We start from the raw sequence: 22,364 nt of genomic DNA on the forward strand, positions 1-22,364 counted from the left end.
TCGACCACGATGCGTAGGGTTTGCTCAGCAATCCGTGCCGCAGCTCGCCGTGTTTTTGCCGTGTCGCTTGGCTTCATACAGTGCCTGGTCCGCTCTTGCGAGCCACTCTTCAGCACTGGTCGTCGTGGGCGCGGCGGCAATGCCGATGCTCACGCTCAGGTCCAGCATTGTGGCATCACTGCCCGTATCAGCGTGGAGCAGGCTCCTGATCTTCTCTGCCAGCAGCATGGCCTCAGCCGGCGTCTGCCCGGCGAGCAGAAGCGCGAACTCATCTCCGCCCAGGCGTCCCGGTGTGTCGCCAGGGCGTGACACGCTGCGCAGGACCGCGGCTATACGACGCAGTGCTTCATCGCCAGTGCGATGGCCCAAGGTATCGTTGATGCGCTTGAAATCATCCACGTCCAGCATCAGCAGGCAATCCCTGCGGCCCAGAGCGCGCCCCGCTTCGATCATCTGCTGAGCGCGGTGCATGAGATAGCCGCGATTGGCCAGTTCCACCAGTGGATCCATTCGGCTGAGTCGCTGCAACTGCCGATTCTGTGACCTGACCCGGCGCGCAAGACGCCAACTCAGTGCACTCAATCCGATCCCGTAGACAAACAGGAACGGAAGGCTGAGCAGGAATGTTCGGGAAGAAGTGGCCGGCTGCCAGGGCGTGCCCATAGCAAGCCATGCAGCAAGGAAACCGAGCAGAAGCGCAGCCGTGGCCTTCAGCGCCAGCCGTGTACCGCCGGCCGCGATCTTGTCTGCCACCAGCAGCGCAGCGAAGAGCGCGCTGGGCACAGCGCTGACAGCCATGAAGGCGATCCATGCCCCGCCCAGCAGCGAGTCGACAACCATGCAACGGAATTGCACGACAGCGGGCCGGGCGGCGTGCCGTGTCAGCAGCTGTGCAATGGCCGGCCAGACCAGCGCATTGACCAGAAGAAACACGCATGCCGACCTGCCCATGCCGCGCTCCAGACCCACCGATGCAATGGGCAGCGCAGCAAGCGAGGCGCCCACGAAGCGCATCCACCCAATCCGGCGGGCAGCCCCCAGGCCCTCAACCGCAACCTCGTCCGAATCAGTGAAGAATGGCATCGCTTCCCTCACCCGTGTCCATGATGTCCCCAGGCGCCCTTTGCTCCTGCGCAGTCTGTCCCTTTGCTGTCAACGGCAGGTCAACGCAGGCGGCGGCTTGTATCGCTCCCGCCCGAGGTGACAGCGCCCGACCTCAGCGACCCCTCAATCTCGCCGGTGCAGTGCGATACGGACAAGCCGCGGCGTTCCTCCAGCCAGGCGGACAGCATGGGCAGCGGCATCGGTGGCGCGAAGAAGTAGCCCTGGAAAGATTCGCAGCCCAGCGAGATCAACAGGTCGCGTTGCTCCGCCGTCTCGACCCCTTCCGCCAGCGCGCTCATGTCCATCACCTGGGAGATCTCAACAATCTTGCCCAGCAGACGTTGAGCACTCTCCTGGGTGGCGACCTCCTGCACGAACTGCCTGTCGATCTTCAGCTTGCGAATAGGCAGGGTCCGCAGTGTGGACAGGGACGAATAGCCCGTGCCGAAATCATCCAGTGCCCAGGTCACGCCCAGTGCCTCAAGATCAAGCATTCGGTCGATCATCTCTGCCGTATCAGTGGATAGTGCGGATTCGGTGAGTTCCAGTTCCAGCAAGGCTGGGTTGATTCCACTTTGATTGACCAGCTTGGCTACCGAGGGGACGAATGCCTCACCCAAGAGTTGAACCGGACTGATGTTCACGGCCACCCGCATGCCACGCGTATGGACGTGCCCGGACCATCCATCGAGCAGTTCGCAGGCCTGTCGAAGTACCTCCAGCCCTATCTCGTTGATCAATGCGCTTTCTTCGGCCAGCGGTATGAACGAGTCTGGCGATAACAGGCCCGCCGACGGATGCCGCCAGCGAACCAGTGCTTCAACGCCGATCACGTCGGCGTCGACATGCACCTGTGGCTGGTAGTGAACCTCTATCTCACCGTTGCGCACTGCGCGTCCGAGCTCACGCTCCAGGCGCAGGCGCTTGCCGATATCCAGTCGGTAGATGCCGAAGATCGCCGCCAGAAGCACCATGGAGATCGCCGTGTTGAAGCGTGCGCCCCAGTGGCGAACCTCTACTGGCGGTGAGATGCCAGGTGCAATTCGATCGAGTGCCCCCAGCGCGAACGCTGCAAACATTGCCAGGCAAAGCAACGGAAAGACCTGGGAGCCATAGCGTTCGCGCGCTTCGAATGTGAAAGCAGCACCTGCGGCCAAGGGCAGAAGGAACAGGTGAACCGAACGTGGCACGCCTGCAATGGGCGCATCAATGGCCGCAATCGCACAGACAGCTGCCAGCACTCCGTGGGCGACGATCAGAATTGATGTGCCGTCACTGCGCTTGCTTCGTAGCAGCGCGAGGATGCCGACGGCTATCAAGCCAACAAACACAACGGATAGTTCGGCCCGACCGAAGTACAGGTAACAGGATGTCCAGGCCAGGCCCAGGCAGATGCAGGAGATTCCTGCGAGGGACAGTATGGCCGACACCTTGTCGCGGCGAGCTGCGCCTTTGAATTTCAGGACCCCAAGCCCAGCGTGTACCGCGCCATCCCTCATCACCGGAGGCTCCTCTGACTGCCCATCCACTAGCCTGAATCCGCCCGTGCTTGGCAATGGCAGCTCAGCCTTTGGAGGGCGTCACGTGCTGGAGCGAGGCGGCATGCCGGAGAATATCAAAGCAACGCAGGACACCCAAACATCGGTTTTCTGGCGCAGGTCGCAGCACGTGTGGTGGTAGTGCAATGCAGCTGAGCGCCCTGCCAGACGCGCTCGCCTGGCACTCAGCTGTCACTCGCGGCTCGATACGCTGATCCTGCTGGCCAGGTCACTTTCACCTCAAGTCCGCCCAGTTTCTGTGAGGTGCCCAGCGTCACGCCCGCGCCGTGGGCATCGGCCACCTCCCTGACAATGGACAGCCCCAACCCGCTGCCCTGCACCCGGCTCCCCAGCGTTCGGTAGAAGCGGTCAAAGACGCGATCGCGCTCTTCCTCGGCGATGCCCGGACCGCTGTCGGCGACGATGAGAAACGCCCTGCCCTCCTCCTGCATCACGTAGACATTCAGGCGACCGCCGACGGGAGTGTAGCGCACGGCGTTCTCCAGCAGGTTGCGAACCAGAGCGCTCAGCGCGGCCTCGTCACCCCTGATCTCCGCGCTGTCCAGCTTCAGTTCGATGTACTGTCGATTTACGGAAAGGATAGGACGCAGCGCATCCACCTCCATGCCGACCAAGCCATCCAGGCTCAGGCGCACCGAAGTCAATCGGGATACGGCTTCTGCGCGGTTGAGTGTGAGCAGCTGCGAAGCAAGGCGCTCCAGCCGCGCCACTGAGTCGCTGACCATCTCCTGTGCGCGAACCCTTCCTGCATCATCCGGCGCCATGCGTGCATTGTCTGCATGCACTTTCAGCGCACTGATCGGTGTGCGCAACTCGTGTGCGGCATCGGCTACAAATCGCCGCTCACGCGCCAGTGCCTCGTTCAATCGCCCAAGCAGACCGTTCACTGCCTGCACCAGTCCTCGCGCCTCGCGCGGCACGTCAGCCGCGTCCAGTGGCGACATGCGCTCGGGATCACGCCTGCCGATCTGGTCCGAGACGCTCTGCAGCGAGCGGGTCACGTAATTGACGCTCCACCAGATCACCAGCGCCATAAGTGGCAGCGCCAGCAACAACGGCAGCAAGGTGCCTCCTGCAATATCTTCGGCCAACTCTTCGCGGATGTCCGACCGCTCGCCAGACTGGAACCATCGGCCCCCACGGGTCTGCAGCGTGAAGGTGCGCCATTGTTCGCCGTCGATCACGGGACTGGCGTACCCGGCCACCAATGAAGCCAGTGGCCGGGTGGGAGCACTATCCGAGCGGAGCAACAGGCGCTGCTTCGCGTCCCACACCTGGAAGGCAAGCTTGCTCTCGTAGGCATGCCCATCGCTGAACGCAAGCGCGTCGCCCACGCCTTCAGCGTGCCCGTGCCAACCATGCAGCACAATGGGGTCGCCCGGAAACGCAGTCAGATCACTTAGCGGCTCATCTACCAGGCCCATCAGTACCCGCGTGGACTGCACCAGCCGGGCATCGAACATTTCCCCCGCTTCCTGTAGGCCGGCGCGATAGCTGAAGAATCCAGCCACGGCCATCAGAACCGCCAAGGTGCTCAGCAGGGTCAGCAGCAGAGTACGTCGCATTGACCTCATGCATCCGCCTCCGGCGACTGCCCCAGCGCATACCCGATGCCTCGCACGGTACGCACGATCGCAGGGTCGACCTTGCGCCACAGCTGATGCACATGAACGTCCACCGCGTTGCTGGCGACGTCCTCATCCCAGCCGTAGAGGTGCTTCTGGATCGTTTCTCGCGCCATTGGCCGCCCGTTCTGCTCCATCAACAATCTCAGCAGCGAGAACTCGCGGCGGGTCAGATCCAGCGTCCGTCCTTTCCATCGCGCCTCCAGCGTCGCCGGATCAAGATGGAGGTCACCGGCGTCCAGCGTGGGATGCGAACGTCCGCTGCTGCGCCTGACGAGCGCGCGGACGCGTGCCAGCAGCTCGGCGGTATCGAAGGGCTTCCCGAGGTAGTCATCTGCTCCAACGTCCAGCCCGAGCGTACGGTCGGCCGGGCGTTCACGGGCACTGAGGACCAGAATCGGCACCGGGTTTGCCGCCGCCCGAAGGCGGCGGATCACTTCGATGCCGTCTACCCGTGGCAGACCCAGATCGAGCACCACCAGATCAAAATCCCCATCCTGCGCAGCCAGGAGTGCGGCCGTACCGTCTTCCACCCAGTCCACGGCGAAGGCGCCCCGTCGAAGTGCGGTCCGGATGCCTTCACCCAGGGAGCGGTCGTCTTCGACGAGGAGGATGCGCATGAAGGCAGTGTCCAGTCGCGGACTTCACTTTGCAAGATGGCCCATCACATCGTGCAGCTTGGCTTCGATCTCATGCCGGCGGCCGGCATCGGCCACATCCCTTCCTGGCCGGGCTGGTGCTGCCAGTGCCTTCTGCAGCGCCGCCTGCGCCGGGCCCCACTCCTTCTGATCGCGCAGGAAATCGCCATAGAAATAGTTGGCATCGATACCATTGGGGTCGATATCCAGCCCCTTCTTCAGCATCTGCCGCGCCTGATCGTCATCCCCGAAGCCCAGCGGCCACCCCGGAACCTGGTAGTAGAGCGCGCCCAGACTGGTATACGCCGCACCATCCAGGGCCCGGGGATCCAGTTTCAGCGCGGCCTCGAAATCGGCGCGGGCCTGCTTGACCAGGCTGAGTGCGCCCATGCCACCTTTTTCGCCCGCAAGGCTGGACAGCACGATGCCCTCCCAGATCAGCGCAGCGGCATCCCTGGGGGCCGCTTGCCGGGCTTGCGCGGCCTGCTTGGACAGGGCCATGAACGCCGCCTCGCGCTGCGGCTTGGGCGTCTGGTAGTTGATCTGGGCCCAGCGGTCACGGATCTGCGCCACCGGCACTGATGGTTCGGCAGCCGCAGCGACCCCGACCAATACGGCGGCGGCAATAAGAATGAGATAGAACATGGTCTTACCCTGCGTGCGCTTCATGGGAGGTGTCCTTGCTGGGAGGGGATGCGGAAGAACTCGCTGCGGTGGTGCCACTGCTGGCGTGGCGCCTGACGATGGGTAACTGTTTGCGGAGGCTACGGTCCACCAGCTCGGGCAGCAGGCCGTTCAACCGAGCGAACAGCCGCTCTGGCCAGCCAATCTGCAAGCGCGGATTGCCAGAGCGCAGGGCCTGCAACAAGGCCGTCGCGACCTTCTCGGCCGAGTCGTGGGAAACGCCCAGTTCAGCGTTCATGGCATCCACGGCGCCGCTGTTGAAATCGGTGCGGGTGGCGCGTGGTGAGAGGTACTGGAACTTGACTGTACTGCCGGCATACTCGCGGCCCAGTCCTTCGACCAGGCCGCGCAATCCGAACTTGCTGGCGCTGTAAGCGGCAAAACCCGGGAAGGCCAGGCTACCGAACGTCGAGCCGAGAACGGCCACGCTGGCGTGCGACTGCCGCTCCAACAAGGGCAACAAGGCGCGGATCAGCAGCATGGAGCCAACCAGGTTGGTCTGCATCAGCTGCTCCAACGCCTGTTCGGTCTGCGCGCCGAACAGTCCGAAGGCGGCGCTTGCATGGCCTACGACCAGCACCGAAGGCGGCCTGGATAGCGCATCGATTTTCGCCAGCAACGTGCCGCGGCCCGCCGCCGTGCCGATATCGGCAACGACCGGTATGACACCCCCTTCCGGCAACGTGTCGGTGAGCGCCTGCAGCCGATCGCGGCCCCGCCCCACCGCCACGACCTGCGCGCCCTCGCCCACCAGGCCGCCGCAGAGCAACCTTCCGATTCCGCCGCTGGCTCCGGTCAGAACGACCGTACGTCCACGCAGGTCCATCAGGCCGCCTCCGCCATACGCGCACCGCCACTGCGCAGGGTGCGGAAGATATCGCCGTACAGCACGTAGAAGCGGCGTGCCGCGTGGACAACGGCCTGCTGGTCGCCGGGATCATCCAGCCTGTCCATCAGCGATTTGAAGAAGCCGACATGCTCGATATCGAGATCGCCATGCGAAAGCAGATAGCTGAAGGCGTTGCGCGGAAGATCCAACGACGTCTGCAGGGTGTTTGCAGCCTGCGTTGCCAGCGCCACACTGGTGCCCTCCAGCACCAGTACCATGCCAAAGAAGCCCACAGGGTTCCCGCGCTGGATGGTGTCGTAGGCGTAGCTGACCATGAGTTCGGCGGCCAGTGCGGGTTCGGATGTTGCAGCAGCGGACCGATCACCACCGGCAGCTGCAATATCGTCCAGTACCCATTCCTGGTGGCCCATCTCTTCTTCGATGTACTCACCGATCGCGGTCCGCAGCCATTCCAGGCGCGCAGGCAGGCGCGAGCCACAGGCCATCAGCAGCGGTACCGTGTGGCGCACGTGGTGGTACGCCTGCTGCAGGAACGCCAAATAGTCGTCGCGGTCGATGCGGCCCGCCAGTGCATCGCCGATGATGGGAATCTCCAGCAGCGACTGGCGCTCGCTGGCGGTCTGGGCAAGAAGGTGATCGTGGAAGCTCATGCAGGGTCTCCGATGGTGCTGAACGCAGGGCGCCGGTAGGCGGCGTCGATCTCTGCCTGGTAGTGGGCGAGGATGGCCTCGCGACGAATGCGACCATTGGCGGTCAACAGGCCGGCGTTCGCACTGAATGGCGCGACGGTCACGTAGCGCGCGATGCGCGCGTAGTCGGGCAGGCCGGCGTTGATGGTGGACAGCGCCGCATCGAGCGCGCCGGAGCCCTGCTGCGCGATGCGCGGAACCAGCAATGCCAGGTTGTCGGCCTGCCCTTCCCCCCAGACCAGGGCCTGCGCGATGGCCGGGTGCGAAAGCAGTTCGCTCTCCACCCATTCGGGCGACACGTTGCGGCCAAATGCAGTGATGAAGACGTTCTTGCGCCGCCCAGTCACATGCACGAAGCCGTCGGCATCGATGTGTCCCAGATCACCGGTGTGGATCGGCCCCTCCGGCAGCGACTCGTCGCCCAGATAACCCAGTGCACGCGCACCGGACACCACGATTTCTCCGTCCACGATCTGCACCCTCACGTGTGGAAGGGGCCGCCCCACCGTGCCATCGCGCTGGGCACCAGGACGATTCAGGCACACCACCGACCCACACTCGGTCAGGCCGTAGCCTTCGAACACCGGCAACCCCAGGTGCCGTGCCCGCGACAGAAGACCGGGAGAAACCCGGCCTCCCCCAACGGCCAGGTATCGCAGTGATGCTGGCAGTTCAGCGCCCTGCTCTGCCGCCATGACCAGGGCCAGAAGCAGTTGGGGCACGAGGATGATGCTCTCGGGGCGGTAACGATTGAGGCAACTCAGCAGCACCGGCATATCCAGCCCTGCTGCGCCGGTGTAACCGATCTCCTGCAGGGACGGCAGCGCGATCTCGGCGCCCGACAACAACGCCGCATACAATCCCGCGACGTTCTCCAGGAGCGTCGACAGCGGCATCACGCACAGATGTCGGCGTGGTGCGATGTCACCTGCGGCACCTGCCAATGACGCGGCGGTGGCCATCAACGTTCCGGCAGAGAGGCATACGCCGCGCGGGCGCCCTGTGCTGCCCGAGGTGTAGGTCACGCAGGCCGTGCCAAGCGGCAGCGTACTGCCAGCAGGAGCGTCCAGGCCTAAGCCGTGCGCACTCAGTGTCGGCAACGCCATTGGTGCGGCCGTGATCCCGCACGGCGGCGGCGCGCCCTCCGCCAGCACCAGCAGCTGGGCACCGCTGGTCTGCAGTGCGTGCTGCACTTGTTCATCCGAGAAGAAGGTGGGCAACGGTACGTGCACCACTTCGGCAATGCGAAGGGCCAGGTCGAGCACCACCCAGTCGGGGCCGTTGTCCAAGCGACTGGCAACGCAGGTGATACCTGTCCGCTGCAGCCACTGTGTCAGTTCCATTACGCGAGACCGCAGCTCGGACGCACTCAGCTTCTCCTGAGCGGTCAGCACTGGCTGGCTATGCTGCTGCAGCAGGCGCAGGACGTGCTGTGCATCAACACTCATCCGGCCACCCCCACGGAACTGGCCGTATCCATTGGGTCTATCGAGCAGGCCTTTCCGCCAAGAAAGGCGATGCCTTCGCGGATATCGCCGCACATCACGCGCGGTTGCGATTCATAGTAGCGGCCCCAGTCGCCCGCGCTGTCGCCCATGCGCTCGGCACGCGCGGGCACAAGTTCGAGCGGTGCCAGATGCAGACGGACGAACGCGTTGCGCAGCTGTTGGGTCGCTACGAACATCACCCAATCCACTTCGGCGGCGCGCAGGACCCAGGCCAGCTGCACGATCAGCTCGCGTGCGATGCCCGCCGTCGACGCGGCAAAGTGGCCCACTTCGGCAATCTGCGCTCGCCGAGGTGCACTGGAAAGGTGCTGCGCCAGCACGGCCTCGACGGGCGCATCCAGATAGTGCTCCACAAACAGCGGGCCACTGTCTGCGTGTCGAAGCCCGACTGCCGCCACTAGTGCCCCCTGCGTATCGCGGTAGGCCAGCAACTGTGGCATGAAGTCACGGACTTCGGCATCGAAGCGCTGACGATAGGTGTCGGCGATGAAGGACTGCACCTGTCCACGTAGCGGATGATCAGGCCCGACGAGGTTGGCTTCCGCGAATCTGCCCGGATGCGGGACCATTGGAATCGGCTGAGGGATCATGTCCATGGGGCACGATCCTGAAGCGCGCCGATTAAGGCGAAATTAGGCCTTTGTTAGCCGATCGTTAGGCATTTGATCGGATTTCGTTCCCAGGCTCGGTTTCAATACAGGTCTCTTGGACTAGAGAACCAAGGCGAGCGTCAGTGCGACGACCAGTGCCAGCGTCAGCAGAAACGAGCCGAGTACGAAGCCAAATGCTTGGAGTGGCCCGGTGCCGTTCAGTGCCACGAAGGTGCGCGTTCGCGCCCACAAATACCATGCAACTGCCAGCGCTCCGATCCCCACACCCAAGCGATGCGCAATCTCTCCACCTGCAGAGCCAGCTGCCTGCGAAACTGCAAGCAGAATCACAAATGGACACGCAATGAACGCCTGTATGGAAAAAGGTTCCCGCAGCGTGTCGCGGTTGATGGGCAGGCGCTGTCGCCACAGCGTGCTTAGCGCCGCCCCCAGGGCGAAGATGCAGAAGGCAGCCGAACGGGTGAGCAGCAGCCCCTGCTCACTCCCAAACAGCAGCTTGCCTACGGGTCCTGATACCGCGAGGGGGGCGGTGCGCGTAGACATTTCCAATGCGTGCGCCAGCACCACCGACAGAATCAACATCAGCACAGGGCTGATGGCATCGGCGAATCGTTGTTCCGGATCTTTGGAGAACTCTCGGCGCGTGTAGTGCGCTACCTCGCCCGGCTGCACCAGCACCCTCCACAGGGTCCGCGGGTAGAACACCAGCCACCCTACGAGTTCATAGAGGAACTCTTCAAGCGATCGCAGCAGTCTGATGAGATCCATAAGAGCCCCGGGTCAAATGGTTGAAGGTGAGCTTACTCTCCCTGCCGCCCGGGGACGAATGGAGTTCAGCTGTCGGCCAAACCATTGCGTTAAGCCTTGCTGAGTCGAGTCCCCGCCAGGACATTCGCACCGGCACCAACGGGTGAAGTCAATTTGAGGATTCTTAACGATTTATGCTGTACGCTGGCCGCACTTGGCTCCTCTTGGGCGCGAATCCTTCGCCTCCGTGTCTAGCCCCTGACCGGCACGACACATGACCTATCCAGCTGCTTTTCGGATCCTGAGGATCCGTCCTTTGCTCCGCCTCAACGGAACGATCGAGCGCGTCGAGACGCTTCAGGCCAAGTGCGGCGCATGTGGGGACGAGTCACGCATGTTTCGGGGATGCGGACTTGCCGATGTAGAAGGTGGCGTCGAACTGACTTGCCCAGCCTGTAAGGTGACAGAGACATTGTCTACCGACAGAGCCTGGAACCTCTGGGGGAAGCAGATGAAAAGAGACAGGATCTTGGCGCTGGCGGGGTTGACGCCCGAAGATCTAGATTTGACCTAGATCCTGAATCACCGCCTGGTTCTCGCGCAGAACAGTCGCCAAAAGTCGGCCGCCCGCCACCTTGCGTCCTACTTGCCCATTGAGCCAGGCCGCTTGAATCTTGCCAGATGCCAGTACATCGGCAGGATCAAAGCTATCCGGTCTGCCAACCAAGGGCTCTCCAGGGGACGCCAATCCGCCGTCAAGTGGCTGGACTATCGCTGGTCGGTCGTTGCTGCTCTTGGCATAAGCGGTGGCCATCATTCGGCTATGTTGGGGCGACCAGCCGCCGACCAAGATCTCAGAGCCAAGCTGGCCGATGGGAAGACCAGCCGCCGCAGCCGCTTCTTCATAGCTGGGCCACAGGCGATCAATCACGGCCCCCATCTCAGCGAAGAGTTGTTCCAGCCTAAAATCCGAGCGGTAACTGGCCTGGAGAGTGAGCTCGAAGACTCGAATGAAGAACTGAGTTGATCCGCGCGTTGCCAGAACCAGGTTGTGCTGAGGGATAAGGAGTGCCTTCGCGCCAGCCGATGTCACGCCAGTTCTGGCGTCTTCGGCCAGGGTGTCCACGGCAACCAGGAGCTGGTCAGAACGCAACAGAACGTTGAGGATGCTCATCAGGCTAGTCCAAAGGTCTTCGCGAAATATGGCTGAAGCCCCGTCCCTTTGTCGATTCCTACTTCGAGAATGATCACCACAATGGAAGATATGCTACAGCGACTCTCAGCCTGCGAGTGCACACTGGAGGCGCATCGCGGCTACCTAAAAGCGTTCGAGTATGGCCTCAGGATCATGATCATCACACACCCTGATCCTGATCAGCTCGGACGCGCATGGGAGAAGCTACTCCCCAGCATCCTCGAAACCCATGCAGATGGGACCAAGCCCATGTTCATGGAGGGCTTTACACAGGCAATAGCACTTCTCACTGAGCAAATCGGAGATCTGTGAGGACCCGGCCAAAGTTCGCAGCCTCGATAACGCACGCTTATCGATGAGACAGACAACAGATGGGTTCAGGGACGCTGACGTCGGGCCATTCAGATTGGACAGTGCGCGACGTCGGCCGAGCATCCGGTGCTGCCGCGGAATGCCGAGCATGCCCTGGCCTGCGACGGAGTTGCCCTGTCCGAGGTTGGTGCTTCTGCCATCCTGATAGCCCTTCTACGCTGTCGTAATGCCGTGTAGAAGCAGCGTCCGTCGAGGTAGCTGTTCATTCTTCGTTTTATGGGTTGCGCGGCGCTTTCAAAGCGGGATGTCAGGGGTAGCGGGACCGCGGCGTCGCCGTCGCTTAGCGAGCCTGGCAATACTCCTACGCCGGTCTTGCCCCATGGCTATGACCAATTCGTGATCTTCCTTTTGAACGAGCCCCTTATCGCAGAGGCCAAGATCTTCCCAGCCGCCCAGACGGAGGTGCGTGGGGCAGCTCCAGGTCGCACCAGGCTGATGCAGTGCCCAGTGCGAGGAGTAACTGAACGGGTCGCACAGCATGGGCTGTCTGTTGGTGCGATCAACCCGCGATTGTATCCGTGCAAGATTTGCCACCCATGCCTCAAAAGAGCTGATGAAACTGGCTGCGGCTGCGTGGAGGTCGGGCAGCCATATAGGAACCTCTGAGCCTGAATGCACCTTCATTACCAATGCTCGGGAGACAACTAAGAGCTCTTCGCGCCGCTGGAGCTGCCATAGTGCGTACGCCTGTCCAGCGCAGCACAAATGCGGTTTAAGCGTAGCGGGAGACCAGGAGTTGAACCGGGCGCGCCCCCCGCCCACGGACCTCATAGCATGAATGCGGCAGCGAGAGTGCCCCTTAAGATAAGTGCGTCTTATCTGACGTGCGACGCATCTGAGCAGGTCTTGGTAGGGCTTGATCGCCGCTCTGCCATCGTCAGACGGAAGTGGTTGCACTAGAGGGGTTGCCTGAAACGACCGGAAGGAGGCCGGCGTCGGTGCCAGCGCGTTCCGCACTATGGAGTTCGGGTATTGAATGAGTGCGTACCAATACGTGCCAGCATGGCTATCAGCTTGATCACCGTCCCAGCATATCTATGTGTGCCCACTGCATGCTCTTTGGTATCTGAGGAGAGATACGTTGGCATCTTTAAGCCATTGATGCAGTTCATCGAGTACGCGAGCGTACGAGACACGCTCGCCAGTCTTCAAGGATCCAGGTATCGGATACTTCAGCAGTGTGTCGCCACAGACATTGCATGCGAATCCATGCACTAGAGATCCTTTTGTGTCCAGCGCCACTGAACAGTTGGGGCAGCCCGTCTGCAACCGCTCTAGATGCAGGATGCAACGCACAAATCTTTTATCCTGTTGGTACTGATAGTGGCGCCCAGACTGAACGCAGACTGGACAGTAACGAAGTTCTTCGTCTGTCAACCATCGGCATCTTTCATTAAGAGCCGACTGAACATCAACGAGCTGCTCCGCCTCATCGACGAACTCATCGTCGTTAGCGTCGCATTCTGCGAGATGTGCTTTTGATCGCGCGAGCGGCACTCGCCAGTCTCGGCGCACTGGCATCCACTTCAGATCAATGCAGTTGAGCCACTCCAATGTTTGGATGATGGTCCACGAGGAACAGTAGGCATCGATCAGGCTTGGGCTCCAAGCGATCATGGCGAGCTCTGTGTGCGACGCCTCCCCATCGCTGTAGCGGCCAGCGCCGCAGGAGTCCTAGACCGGTAGCCGGAATCAAGGATCGCGCGCTCCCAGACCTCCCGCGAAATCGTCATTCCTTCAGTATCACTGCCCTCCCCGTCCTGGCCGACCAACATCAGTGCTTCGGCCACCCACTGCATGCTGATTCCCTCTTGATCAACGGCGCCTGCAGACTGAGACCGAAATGCGTCGTACAGATCCGTGGCGCAATTGGCTAAGCGAAACCCAGTGGCGTGGGCGTTGGGCCACAGGTACTGCGTGTACGACCAGCCCGAACCGCGAGGATACTCGGTCTCGTCATCACACGACTTGAGAACGACGCGCAAGTCGGCCGGATCTTGCAGGCTTCTGAATTCAACCAACTCCGCCATGAACCTGATGGTCAGATCTGGCATTTCGGCCATGAACTGTTGGTGCATCGTGCAAAGCTGGCTTTGTCCGAACAGGACGACCGTGACCTTGACCTCATGCGTGTTTAGCCAGTTGACGATACGCTTCAACCAGCCTAGATCCTTGGCGTGCAAGTTCTGTGCTTCATCAACTACCAAGAAGAGGTGCCTTCCAGCTACTGACAGTGCATAGAGAGCTCGCATCAGTTGGTCACGCTTTCCTGCAAGGGAGCGAAGTACGCGGGGCTCGTAGTCGATCACGGAGAGAAGGTCTTCGATTAATGCGCCTTCCGCCGCCGCGTCCTTTGAAGAGGGCTCATAGATAACGAACGCCGATCCCGGGTACTGGACAGGGGCCAGCTTCTGCAGCGCGTAGATGCACGAAGACTTCCCGCACAACGGATGAGCCCAGAACGCGATTGAGGAGCGAAATCGCTGCGCTCGGTCGAAGACCAGGCGCGCTACTTCTTTGACTGGGGCGGTGGGAAGTACGGCCGACGCCATGAGTAGGGGGTGCCGCTCCCGTAAAGATGGGTAGGTCGCTTGGATGGCAGCGATGCTCTCGTGGGTATCCATTGTTAGTCTCATCATTTTCCAATGACGGAAAAATCAATGCTTCTAGATTTTCGGACACGCGATGCCAGCGTCTGCGTGTCAACAGACTTTGCGGCGGCCCTCAAAGTCATATCCGGTGCGTATCCTTTCCTCCCCTCCTCCGCCAGAACAGTCGCAGCCTTTGTGGCTCGGGGTGCGCTTGCGCACGCATCCAGGGCCTTCTGAGCCAGCACTTGAAGCTCCGAGCCGACGATGTCGGCCAAGGGCTCATCCCGAGCGCTCATGATCTTGGACCTGAGCAATCGCCGCATCTCTAGGGAGTGCGGGTGGCGCCACCGCGAGCTCAGTGGCTCGAGCCTGCCGAGATCCCTGCCATCACTTGTATATGCATGAATGTGGGAGATGTCGTAGGGATCTGCTTGAAGTGTTATCGCTTGTGCGATTAGATCCCAACGTGCAGCCAGGATGGGCGAACCGTACTCTACGCCAGCGTAGGAGATCCGAGGCGGCCTACCCTTCTTCTGAGAGCCCCTAACGATGGCGGAGGACACATCCACTCTGAGCGAAGGTGTCATCTTAGACCTGGGTGGCCCCAATGGCGCCAAGCACCCGGAGCCAGGGGCATAGTATTCGAGCAATTGGTCAGCGGGACTGCTGCCATAGTTGGCCTCCGTAGGCGTCGAGTTCCAACGCGCAACGGCCTTTGCCGTGTCCTTCATCAGCTTCTCAAGGGTCACCTGATTTCTGACGGCCTTACACTCCGGTTGGTTGCGCAGGGTATCCTTGGGGGTATTCCCCGTGGTCGATGGCGACTGATGAAAAACGGCCGATGCCAACCACCCAAACACTCGCTCTACAAGTGCTCGACGCTTGGGCCGCCTAATGGCACCGAAGGAAATGGCGGCGCCAGTCTCTCCCCTAACCCTGTCGCCTACGTTGTCCGACAGGTGCGCGAGTGCGTTGTCGACGAAAAGGCTTCCAAAGCCAAAGCGCAATTCTGAAGGATCGACCTCCTCTGAAAGCGTTCCTGCAAGTGCAATTCGCAGCTGTTCTGAGAGACACTGTCCAGAAGATGCATGATCGATGCACCTGAGGAAGTCGGAGCTAGCAATCGTTCGACGGACTACCACGTCCCAGCCTAGAATGAAGCTCGTGAACCTATCAACGATGACGATGAGCGTCATGCGATGACTGGGAACGTATTTGATTCCCTTTGGAGTGCTCACACCCACTGCAAAGATGATGTCGGCCGTATGCTCATCAGCCTCTACTATCTCAAAAGGGGCCGAGGCTTTAGGAGTATCCGACTGCTCCCATGGCCTCCTTGAACGCTGCCTGCACTCCTCGCCGTACTGCAGGGATGCGACGCGTTCGTGGTTTGCAGTGAAGAATTGCTTCAGGTACGCACAAATGGCTTCCCTGCCGCGCCGGGTGACACAGAACGGCCATTCACTCCTGCGAAGTCCGGCATGACGACAGAGCTCGAGGAAGATCTGATGAGCCTTCTTGGGGGTAACACGCCCTTGCTTAGCTCCCTCTGGGGTGATGCCAGTGGCGAGGTAATTGTCCAGTGCGGACTGCACATCGGGTTGCGAGTCAAACAGCGCTGATAGGGCACCCGTATAGCCACCGAATGACTGGCCTGGCATCGCGTTCACGGGCTTAGAGCGTGTAGGCTTCTGCTTGCGAAATCCCTTAATGAGGCCGACCCACCCCGCAATACGGCCATCATCCATGACAGCGACGCATCGATTCAGGTACCGCAATACCTCAGTACGCTCGATCCCGAGCCGAGAAGCTATCTCGGCAGTTCGGTAGCCACTTAAGTACGCAATCAGTGCCTTCTTTCTTCGCTCAAACAGCGCTAGATCAGCCGGGTCCATCTGACTGGTTTCACAGGCCGGCCACTCGCTATAGTCTGCAAGGTCTGCCGGGAGCGTTCTCCGGTTGAACTTAAGGTTCTGGGCCATGTCCGCACCTGAATAGCCTTGTGTGCACAGACCATGGGTGGGCATCCATGTCCGAGCCTATGGTTCGAGTGCGCAGCGCTAGTACCGTCGCTCCTACCAGCAGCGCAGGATGCTGCTGATTAAGCGTTCGAATGACTTCTCTTAGGGTCGCCTTGCCGCGTCGTCGGACCATCGATTCAACTTCTTTTGCCAGAAAAGTGAGATCCGAACCGCGGCAGCGGTGAAAAGCAGAAATGGCTGCTTGCCAGTTGCGGATCCTCATCTTGGCCTGACCCAGATCACGCGTGCTGAAAATGGTGACTGATTTGCCGAGCTTTGCACTCAGTGCTTCGATATCTCGTCGGGCCCGCTCCGATCCGTCGTCGATCATCCGAGCCTGAATAGAGCCATCCGTTAGTGTAGTCAGCGCATCAAGGCTGATCGGTCCGCTGTCTAGAAGGACCTGTGTCAGCGGCTCACGATACTCTGCGTCACGGACGTTTGGGTCGCCTTCACAGTGGAAGAAGAGCTTCATTCTCAGGTCACCACTAAGCGTCACCGGACACTCAGCTGTCGGAGACTGCAGTGTCCAAAGGTTTGCCGAGTTGCTTGTCCGAGCCTGCCGCACACCTAGACGGCGTTGCCTAGCCTTGGTCGTAACACTCATTCCCGTGCTCCAAATGGACATCCCTGCGAGGGAGGGGCAACGGTCTAGGCATCCACAGGATCTATTCGGGCTTGATCGCTTCGTGGGCGACCTGGGCCTGGGCAGTTGCCGGTTGCGGCGTCAGATGTCGCTGGCGTGCTGCATCACGCTACTCCCGAGCGGCTTGGGGCGCAACCGGTGACCGAACCCTGTCAGACTCCCCGCCGAACTAGTAACAGAAATACCTGTAGTCAATGGATAAGTAACACATATACCTCAAGATGCTCGCCTATTCATTTTTTTGGAGTTGGAGCTTCACCTTTGTAGACTGTTGAAATGCAAAGACTGCGAGGTAACAGGATTAGCTGCTCCATCAGCTGATTGACGGGGAGAAGTTGCCCCACCTACTACGGAAAGTCGCCCCATTTGCTACGAAAAGTCGCCACACATTTGGTGGAACTTCCATCAAGGCGCCCCTAATTCGACGAAACCGCGAAACTGTTGCCCCAGATCTGGCCTAACGGCGGATTGGCGGGCAAATGGATTAGCTGGAGGAGCTCGGGCGATTCGGTTCGCCCTTTGGAGGCCATCGTGTCTGGAGTGGCACGTGCGGCAACTAGGGCCAAATTTGCTTCAAATTCGACCCGAGTTCGTGGCAATGGGGCCGGCCAAATAGCCAGATTTGATCCCTATTCGTGTCACTGGCCGGGATTGCGGCCAGGTGGTCATTGCTTCGGCTGCTTGCGTTTCGGTCTGACATTAGCAGCGACGCGAACTTCTTTGGATCGCTTGAGCGCTACTTCCAGTTGAGCTGGCAAATCTCGAAGCCCTGAAAGTTGCCCCTCGAGCGCATCACATCTGCCGCGCAGGAGATCGGCAGACTGACTGGCCGTGGCGGCCGCTGATTGGGCGGCCTGGATTTCCTGACGCAGCTGCTTCTCAAGTGCCCTGTGCTGTTCGGATGCCTTGCTTAGCTGCGCCTGGAGTTCCTTCGCCTCCTGGCGGGCTCGATCAACATCGCTGAGCGCTCGATTCCCGGGCTGCGGACGTGCCGAGTCGCTGCTGCAGAACTTTGGCGACTTCGCTCAGCCATAGGCTTTCGCCCGCGATGGCGAGGAAGCGCTGGCCGCTGGCAGCTGGGTGGGTCATCGCGCGTAGATGCAGGTCGGCCACGTCACGCACATCCACGAATCCACAATTGATCTTCGGGCATCCTGGCTGTCCTTCCAGCATGTGCTTGATCAACCGGATGGAGTGGGAATAGTCCGCGCCCAGTACCGGCCCCAGGACCGCTGTGGGGTTGACGACCGACAGCTCCAGCCCCTCCCCTTCCCTGCCAATGAAGTCCCATGTGTTCCAGATCTTGTCGCTCTCCGCTGACGTCAGCTTCTGGCCCAGCTTGGCGTCCATCGCCGATTCCGTTGCCGCAGACAACAGCCGATTCCGCACCGATGGTGTTGCCATGGCAGGATCATCCCACGAATCAGCCTGGGCAGCAGGCACGCCCCTGGATGCCCTGCTCGACTGCGGTGCTCGCTGGGGCGCCATCAGATGCGGGGTCGCCGCATCTGATGGAGGACACCGGCGGCTCGCCCTTACCAGCGCACCTGCAGGCTGAGGTTGCCGAACGCGCCTTCCCGGCTGGCACCACTGCTGTTGCCCATCGAGCGCTCGCGCCCACCGGAGATCTGCAGATTGAAGCGCTCATTCAACCGGACGTTGACGCCAGCGCTCAACGAAGCTCGGTTTCCACCCGCCCCCAAGGGAATCTGGTCCTTGCCGGCGTACGTCACTGCCGAGCGCGCATCCGATTCGTGCCACACATCGGCGGCGAGGTACGGCGCCCACTGCACGCCGCCCGCGCTCTGGAACTGCCAACTGCCGTTGATGCCCAATCGCCCGCTCAGCCCCTGCGTGCTTCCAAGCGACACCTGCCCTGCAGCGTCCTGCCCTGCATCGAAACGCACCTTCTGCCAGACCAGCTGAACTTCAGGCTGCAGCGTGAACTGCCCGGTGCCGGCCTGCATGACAAACGGATAGCCGGCCTCGAGCGACGCCAGGTAGCCGTCACCACGGGTGTTGAGGCGAACCGGGCCCGCATTGGCGGAACCGCCGTAGCGGGTCAGCTGGACGACGGCATCAAGATAGCCGCCTCGGCTGCCAACGCCGGTCAGGGTCAAGCCAGCGCTGGTGGCCTGCAGCTCGACGTTGCCGGTCGCCCCACGCACATAGCGGGTCCGCTCATCATTGGTGTAGATGCCGTCGACCTGCACATTGCTGCTTGCGTGCGACAGGTAGCCACCCGCACGCCAGCGGGCTCCTGCCGACGGGGCGGCTTGCCAGAAATCACTTCCGACCTGCAACGCGTCGATCCTGCCCTGGGCTTCCGGCGCAACCATGGATTCGTACCCGTTGTGCAGGTCGCGGGTTGCCATACGCACCCAGGCAGCACGCGGCCTGTCGCCAGCAGCGGCGGCCTGCGCCCGGTCGCGCCGGTTGCCCATCGCCAGTGCACCCAGTTCGCGCGCCAGCGGCTGGACCGAGCCGTACGTCGCCAGCTCGCGACCGAAGATGGGCAGGGCCACCGGAGGCACAGGGTTGGTCGGATTGACCGGGTTGATGGGATCAACCGGATCAGTCGGATCGACCGGGTCAGTCGGATTGACCGGGTCCGTCGGATCAACCGGCGGCTGCACGACAAAGGCGTTGCGCAGGTACCAGTTTTCGGTCGACTTGCCTTCCAGGTCGCCGCGGAAGAGCCCATACCCGAATGCGCCGTTTCGTGCGTAGTCTCCGAGCTTGAATGCATCGGCCGACGTGGTGGCGCCATTGATGGCGGCAACCACCAGGATGCCGTCCCCGACGGTGTGGCCTTCGGTGCCGCTGGTGTTGTGGACGCGCACGGTGGTGTTGCCGCTGGCGCTGCCGCCATCGATCACCAGCTGGCTGCTGGGCGATGCGTCGTCGCCCAGCCAGGTGTTCAGTTCCAACTGCCCCTGCTGGCCCACGTAGTTGCCCTGGATGGTCAGGCGACCGTAGTCATTCCCGCTGCCCGGACGGATCACGCCGGCGTTCACCACGTCACCGTGAATGGCGCCGTTGCCGCTCAGGGTGGCATTGCTGGCCACTTCTGTTGCCGACCGGATGCTGCCATCGACTTGAAGTGCACCGGCGAGCACGCGGGTGGCACCGGTGTAGGCCTGGTCATCGGCGATGCGCAAGGTACCCGTGCCCATCTGCACCAGGCCGCCCGTTCCGCTCACCGCATTGTCCAGCAGCACGTCGTCGCTGCGGTTGAATTCCAGCCAGCCCTGGTTGTCGATTGCACCGGTCACGCTGCCGCTGGTGCCACCGTTGCCCATGCGCAACGCACCGGCCGCGATGAGCGTTCCGCCGGCGTAGCTGTGGTCAGCGTTCAGCACGGTGGTGCCCGATCCGATCTGGCGCAGCGCGCCATCCCCGGCGACACGTGCCGAGAGCAGGAACGTATCGTTGCGGTCCACGTCCAGGTACGTGCCACCGGCCAGGCTGACATCGCCGCCCAGCGTGCCGCGCGAGCCGCCATCACCGATCTGCAGGGTGCCGGCCGCCACCCGGGTGCCGCCGCTGTGCGCGACGTTGCCGGACAGCACGACGGTGCCGCCACCTGCCTGCAGCAGCTCGCCGCTGCCTGCGATGTTGGCGGACAGGGACATGCGATCACCGCGATTGAGGGTCAGCCGCGCGTTGTTGACGATGTCGCCCGCCACATTGCCGGCTGCGCCGCCGTCGCCAAGCACCAGTTCACCCTGTTCGATGCGGGTCACGCCGGTGTGGGTGTTGTCTGCGGTCAGGGTGAGCGCGCCGTCGCCGCGCTTGATCAGCTGGCCGCCTTCGCCGCGCAGGGCCGTGGCCAGGGTGACAGCATTGCCGTTGGTGTCCAGCGCCGCGCCTGCAGCCCCCAGCGCCTCCAGTCGCGCGGAGATGTCTTCATCGCTGCCTGCAGCCCACTGCAGGCCGCCGCCATCCAGAACAATGCTGCCGGTGCCCAGGTTGCTGCCGGACTGGAATCGGATCAGGCCTTGATCGACGCGCGTCGAGCCGCCGTAGGTGTTAGCGCCGGTCAGGGCCAGCACGCCCTCGCCTGTCTTGGTCAGGGTGCCTGCATTGCCGCTGACCCGACCACTGACGGTCATCACGGCATCCTCGCCATCGACGCGGAACGCGTGCTCGCCGATTGCGGCCAGCACCACCGGAACGTCAACCCGCATGTCCTGGCCTGCGGCACGGTTGCCCAGCACGCCATCGTTGAAGGTGATCACACGCGTGCCGGGACCGGCGCCCGCCAGGATGCTGCCAGCACGCAGCGCACCCCCATCGAGGGTGATGTTCGACGACACTGTCCCTGTCGTACCGGTGCGGTTGCCCAAGGTGATGGTATTGGCAAGCACGGTGCCGCCTTGGCCAATGTTGAGACGCCCGTTCGAGCCACCGGTGCCTGAGGTGCTGCTCCGCTCGCCGAGCATGATGGTGTTGGCCTCGAGCACGCCCCGGCCCAGGCTGAGTGTGCCAGTTGCGGTGGCATCACCATAGGTCGCGCCGGCGATGTTCAGGGCGTCCACCTTTGCGTCAAGCACACCTCGGCGCAGGTCGACATTGCCAGTGGTGCCGCTGTAATTGCTGCTGTTTCCCGTGCCAATGTTCCAGGTGCCCACGGCGCTTTCCCCGTCCGACCCACGCAGGATAAGAGTCCCGTCCGTGACTGAGTCCTGGAAAACCAGGGTGCCGGTGCTCTGGTTGCCGCCGAGCGTGATGCTGTCGGCATTGATCGTATTGTTCTGGCCCAGACGCACGGTACCTTGATTGGTGGCCGCTGCGCTGATGCTACGGCCAACATCGCCTATGCCAATATGCGATGCGCGGATGAGGTTGGTATCCGAAGCCAAAACAACCGTACCGGTGGTAGCCCCGGTCTGATCCCGTGTGCCGCCTATGACGCGGCCACCGACGCTGAAGTTGAGGCTGGCATTGTCGTAGACGTAGTGAGACAGCCCGCTGAGGTCCAGATTCTGGGTGGCGCGGTTCGCTGTGCCGCCGATGCGGAAGGAATTTCCCTGCTGGATCAGCGTGCCGCCGTTGCCAACGACGACGCCCGTCGCGCCATTGGCTACAATGATGTCCTCGACGACTCGCGTGCCATCGGCAACGTCAACCGGGGCGCCGGGGAACTGCAGCGTCTCTGCACCAGCGGCACCGCCCCACGCCAGGGCGACAGCGATAGCCAGCTGCAGCGGGCGGAGCACGGTACGGCTGGCCGCGTGGGCGCGACGGCGACGGGTGGCGATTTCGGAGGCGACGACCCATCGACCGGTGGCCGCATTCCAGACGATTGAATGAATCTTGTTCATGAGGCTCTCCTCGAAGTGAGATGATGGCTGGAGGGCTTCCCGGCGCGTTCGAAGGAACGGAAGGGAAACACTCAGCGGACACTTGCGAGGTTAGTGAGGGCCACCCGGGAGTCGAATCGGACTCGTCCCAAAAGTGGGGGGCGGGGGCGCGGCGTTGCTGGCCTCCCCGAAGCACTGCGGGCATGCGCCGCCCGCCC

17 protein-coding genes are annotated in these 22,364 nt (G+C 62.0%); 1 reads left to right on the forward strand and 16 read right to left on the reverse strand.

Annotation, left to right across the window (positions count from 1 at the left end; all coding sequences use genetic code 11):
* Nucleotides 1-24: 24 nt before the first annotated feature.
* From ACSDHM_RS08810 to ACSDHM_RS08860, 11 genes are all read right to left on the reverse strand, one after another.
* Entirely contained in the window at nt 25-1,014 is a 990-nt protein-coding gene (locus ACSDHM_RS08810; protein ID WP_239507146.1) for a GGDEF domain-containing protein, read from the reverse strand.
* A gap of 149 nt (nt 1,015-1,163) precedes the next feature.
* Nucleotides 1,164-2,603: a putative bifunctional diguanylate cyclase/phosphodiesterase gene (locus tag ACSDHM_RS08815; protein WP_439426873.1), complete on the reverse strand. Its 1,440-nt coding sequence runs from the start codon at nt 2,601-2,603 to the stop codon at nt 1,164-1,166.
* A 224-nt stretch (nt 2,604-2,827) separates the two neighbouring features.
* On the reverse strand, nt 2,828-4,216 hold the full coding sequence (locus ACSDHM_RS08820) for an ATP-binding protein (protein ID WP_184013707.1): 1,389 nt from the start codon (nt 4,214-4,216) through the stop codon (nt 2,828-2,830).
* 17 nt (nt 4,217-4,233) lie between these two features.
* Nucleotides 4,234-4,908 carry a response regulator transcription factor gene (locus ACSDHM_RS08825; protein WP_439426874.1) on the reverse strand — a complete coding sequence of 225 codons (675 nt, stop codon included), beginning with the start codon at nt 4,906-4,908 and terminating at the stop codon, nt 4,234-4,236.
* A 24-nt stretch (nt 4,909-4,932) separates the two neighbouring features.
* The gene (locus ACSDHM_RS08830) at nt 4,933-5,595 is read right to left on the reverse strand and encodes a tetratricopeptide repeat protein (RefSeq protein WP_311638570.1); all 663 of its coding nucleotides are present in this window, start codon (nt 5,593-5,595) and stop codon (nt 4,933-4,935) included.
* On the reverse strand, nt 5,576-6,436 hold the full coding sequence (locus ACSDHM_RS08835) for an SDR family oxidoreductase (protein WP_133050544.1): 861 nt from the start codon (nt 6,434-6,436) through the stop codon (nt 5,576-5,578). Before ACSDHM_RS08835 ends, ACSDHM_RS08830 begins: the two co-directional genes overlap by 20 nt.
* Entirely contained in the window at nt 6,436-7,110 is a 675-nt protein-coding gene (locus ACSDHM_RS08840) for a TenA family transcriptional regulator (RefSeq protein ID WP_288415807.1), read from the reverse strand. The genes ACSDHM_RS08835 and ACSDHM_RS08840 overlap by 1 nt, the downstream gene beginning before the upstream one ends.
* Entirely contained in the window at nt 7,107-8,597 is a 1,491-nt protein-coding gene (locus ACSDHM_RS08845) for an AMP-binding protein (RefSeq protein ID WP_439426875.1), read from the reverse strand. Before ACSDHM_RS08845 ends, ACSDHM_RS08840 begins: the two co-directional genes overlap by 4 nt.
* The gene (locus ACSDHM_RS08850) at nt 8,594-9,253 is read right to left on the reverse strand and encodes a thermostable hemolysin (protein WP_288415804.1); all 660 of its coding nucleotides are present in this window, start codon (nt 9,251-9,253) and stop codon (nt 8,594-8,596) included. The genes ACSDHM_RS08845 and ACSDHM_RS08850 overlap by 4 nt, the downstream gene beginning before the upstream one ends.
* Before the next feature lie 114 nt (nt 9,254-9,367).
* Complete coding sequence (locus ACSDHM_RS08855) at nt 9,368-10,036, reverse strand: hypothetical protein (protein ID WP_133050540.1); 669 nt, start codon at nt 10,034-10,036, stop codon at nt 9,368-9,370.
* Nucleotides 10,037-10,574: 538 nt separating this feature from the next.
* Complete coding sequence (locus ACSDHM_RS08860) at nt 10,575-11,189, reverse strand: hypothetical protein (RefSeq protein ID WP_049455259.1); 615 nt, start codon at nt 11,187-11,189, stop codon at nt 10,575-10,577.
* Between the two features lie 81 nt (nt 11,190-11,270).
* On the opposite strand from ACSDHM_RS08860, the gene ACSDHM_RS08865 reads away from it, so the two are divergent.
* On the forward strand, nt 11,271-11,522 hold the full coding sequence (locus ACSDHM_RS08865; protein WP_372486402.1) for a hypothetical protein: 252 nt from the start codon (nt 11,271-11,273) through the stop codon (nt 11,520-11,522).
* A gap of 1,673 nt (nt 11,523-13,195) precedes the next feature.
* On the opposite strand, the gene ACSDHM_RS08870 is transcribed toward ACSDHM_RS08865, so the two are convergent.
* The 5 genes from ACSDHM_RS08870 to ACSDHM_RS08890 all read right to left on the reverse strand — a co-directional run bounded on the left by ACSDHM_RS08870 (nt 13,196) and on the right by ACSDHM_RS08890 (nt 22,167).
* Nucleotides 13,196-14,206: an ATP-binding protein gene (locus ACSDHM_RS08870; protein ID WP_439426876.1), complete on the reverse strand. Its 1,011-nt coding sequence runs from the start codon at nt 14,204-14,206 to the stop codon at nt 13,196-13,198.
* Between the two features lie 11 nt (nt 14,207-14,217).
* Entirely contained in the window at nt 14,218-16,155 is a 1,938-nt protein-coding gene (locus tag ACSDHM_RS08875; RefSeq protein ID WP_439426877.1) for a hypothetical protein, read from the reverse strand.
* Entirely contained in the window at nt 16,139-16,669 is a 531-nt protein-coding gene (locus ACSDHM_RS08880; RefSeq protein ID WP_439426878.1) for a hypothetical protein, read from the reverse strand. The genes ACSDHM_RS08875 and ACSDHM_RS08880 overlap by 17 nt, the downstream gene beginning before the upstream one ends.
* Nucleotides 16,670-17,791: 1,122 nt before the next feature.
* Nucleotides 17,792-18,190 carry a hypothetical protein gene (locus tag ACSDHM_RS08885; protein ID WP_252744717.1) on the reverse strand — a complete coding sequence of 133 codons (399 nt, stop codon included), beginning with the start codon at nt 18,188-18,190 and terminating at the stop codon, nt 17,792-17,794.
* A 185-nt stretch (nt 18,191-18,375) separates the two neighbouring features.
* Nucleotides 18,376-22,167 carry an autotransporter outer membrane beta-barrel domain-containing protein gene (locus ACSDHM_RS08890; protein WP_353079996.1) on the reverse strand — a complete coding sequence of 1,264 codons (3,792 nt, stop codon included), beginning with the start codon at nt 22,165-22,167 and terminating at the stop codon, nt 18,376-18,378.
* Nucleotides 22,168-22,364 lie beyond the last annotated feature (197 nt).

Source organism: Stenotrophomonas sp. T8 (genome assembly GCF_051853085.1).
Taxonomy (GTDB): Bacteria; Pseudomonadota; Gammaproteobacteria; order Xanthomonadales; family Xanthomonadaceae; genus Stenotrophomonas; species Stenotrophomonas sepilia.

Excerpts from the sequence above, each read along its gene's own strand:
- ACSDHM_RS08810 (WP_239507146.1), bottom strand. The coding sequence starts at position 1,014 with ATGCGCTTCGTGGGCGCCTCGCTTGCTGCGCTGCCCATTGCATCGGTG.
- ACSDHM_RS08815 (WP_439426873.1), bottom strand. The coding sequence starts at position 2,603 with ATGAGGGATGGCGCGGTACACGCTGGGCTTGGGGTCCTGAAATTCAAA.
- ACSDHM_RS08825 (WP_439426874.1), bottom strand. The coding sequence starts at position 4,908 with ATGCGCATCCTCCTCGTCGAAGACGACCGCTCCCTGGGTGAAGGCATC.
- ACSDHM_RS08830 (WP_311638570.1), bottom strand. The coding sequence starts at position 5,595 with ATGAAGCGCACGCAGGGTAAGACCATGTTCTATCTCATTCTTATTGCC.
- ACSDHM_RS08835 (WP_133050544.1), bottom strand. The coding sequence starts at position 6,436 with ATGGACCTGCGTGGACGTACGGTCGTTCTGACCGGAGCCAGCGGCGGA.
- ACSDHM_RS08840 (WP_288415807.1), bottom strand. The coding sequence starts at position 7,110 with ATGAGCTTCCACGATCACCTTCTTGCCCAGACCGCCAGCGAGCGCCAG.
- ACSDHM_RS08845 (WP_439426875.1), bottom strand. The coding sequence starts at position 8,597 with ATGAGTGTTGATGCACAGCACGTCCTGCGCCTGCTGCAGCAGCATAGC.
- ACSDHM_RS08850 (WP_288415804.1), bottom strand. The coding sequence starts at position 9,253 with ATGGACATGATCCCTCAGCCGATTCCAATGGTCCCGCATCCGGGCAGA.
- ACSDHM_RS08855 (WP_133050540.1), bottom strand. The coding sequence starts at position 10,036 with ATGGATCTCATCAGACTGCTGCGATCGCTTGAAGAGTTCCTCTATGAA.
- ACSDHM_RS08860 (WP_049455259.1), bottom strand. The coding sequence starts at position 11,189 with ATGAGCATCCTCAACGTTCTGTTGCGTTCTGACCAGCTCCTGGTTGCC.
- ACSDHM_RS08865 (WP_372486402.1), top strand. The coding sequence starts at position 11,271 with ATGGAAGATATGCTACAGCGACTCTCAGCCTGCGAGTGCACACTGGAG.
- ACSDHM_RS08870 (WP_439426876.1), bottom strand. The coding sequence starts at position 14,206 with ATGGATACCCACGAGAGCATCGCTGCCATCCAAGCGACCTACCCATCT.
- ACSDHM_RS08875 (WP_439426877.1), bottom strand. The coding sequence starts at position 16,155 with ATGGCCCAGAACCTTAAGTTCAACCGGAGAACGCTCCCGGCAGACCTT.
- ACSDHM_RS08880 (WP_439426878.1), bottom strand. The coding sequence starts at position 16,669 with ATGAAGCTCTTCTTCCACTGTGAAGGCGACCCAAACGTCCGTGACGCA.
- ACSDHM_RS08885 (WP_252744717.1), bottom strand. The coding sequence starts at position 18,190 with ATGGACGCCAAGCTGGGCCAGAAGCTGACGTCAGCGGAGAGCGACAAG.
- ACSDHM_RS08890 (WP_353079996.1), bottom strand. The coding sequence starts at position 22,167 with ATGAACAAGATTCATTCAATCGTCTGGAATGCGGCCACCGGTCGATGG.